This window comes from Streptococcus sp. HMSC073D05, assembly GCF_001812015.1.
Lineage (GTDB): Bacteria > Bacillota > Bacilli > Lactobacillales > Streptococcaceae > Streptococcus > Streptococcus parasanguinis_D.
On record NZ_KV807492.1, the window covers coordinates 1 to 623 of the forward strand.

Annotated in this window: 6 tRNA genes; all 6 read left to right on the plus strand. The window is 50.7% G+C overall.

Going from position 1 to position 623, the window contains the following annotated elements:
- The first annotated feature begins 35 nt into the window (after window positions 1-35).
- The 6 genes from HMPREF2832_RS06375 (at window position 36) to HMPREF2832_RS06400 (ending at window position 571) form a co-directional block, all read left to right on the plus strand.
- Window positions 36-108 (plus strand) — tRNA-Asp (locus HMPREF2832_RS06375).
- 24 nt (window positions 109-132) lie between these two features.
- Window positions 133-205, plus strand: a tRNA-Lys gene (locus HMPREF2832_RS06380).
- A gap of 6 nt (window positions 206-211) precedes the next feature.
- Window positions 212-293: transfer RNA gene (locus HMPREF2832_RS06385), tRNA-Leu, on the plus strand.
- A 17-nt stretch (window positions 294-310) separates the two neighbouring features.
- A tRNA-Thr gene (locus HMPREF2832_RS06390) sits at window positions 311-383 on the plus strand.
- Between the two features lie 23 nt (window positions 384-406).
- Window positions 407-478: transfer RNA gene (locus tag HMPREF2832_RS06395), tRNA-Gly, on the plus strand.
- Window positions 479-485: 7 nt separating this feature from the next.
- Window positions 486-571, plus strand: a tRNA-Leu gene (locus tag HMPREF2832_RS06400).
- Window positions 572-623 lie beyond the last annotated feature (52 nt).

Genomic DNA, 623 nt, shown 5'->3' on the forward strand with positions numbered 1-623 from the left:
AGAGGGTCAGCGGTTCGATCCCGTTAACTCCCATAGGTCCCGTAGTGTAGCGGTTATCACGTCGCCCTGTCACGGCGAAGATCGCGGGTTCGATTCCCGTCGGGACCGTTAAGATAATGAAAATTATTTTAAGACTCGTTAGCTCAGTTGGTAGAGCAATTGACTTTTAATCAATGGGTCACTGGTTCGAGCCCAGTACGGGTCATATTTTGCGGGTTTGGCGGAATTGGCAGACGCACCAGATTTAGGATCTGGCGCTTTACGGCGTGGGGGTTCAAGTCCCTTAACCCGCATAAGAGAATAATAATGAGCCGGCTTAGCTCAGTTGGTAGAGCATCTGATTTGTAATCAGAGGGTCGCGTGTTCAAGTCATGTAGCCGGCATTTTTTTATATAAAGAAAGCAATGCGAACGTAGTTCAGTGGTAGAACACCACCTTGCCAAGGTGGGGGTCGCGGGTTCGAATCCCGTCGTTCGCTTGAGGAGGCCGGGGTGGCGGAACTGGCAGACGCACAGGACTTAAAATCCTGCGATTGGTAACGATCGTACCGGTTCGATTCCGGTCCTCGGCATAGACAAAGGTTGAAAGAAGCACCCTTAGCTCAACTGGATAGAGTACCTGAC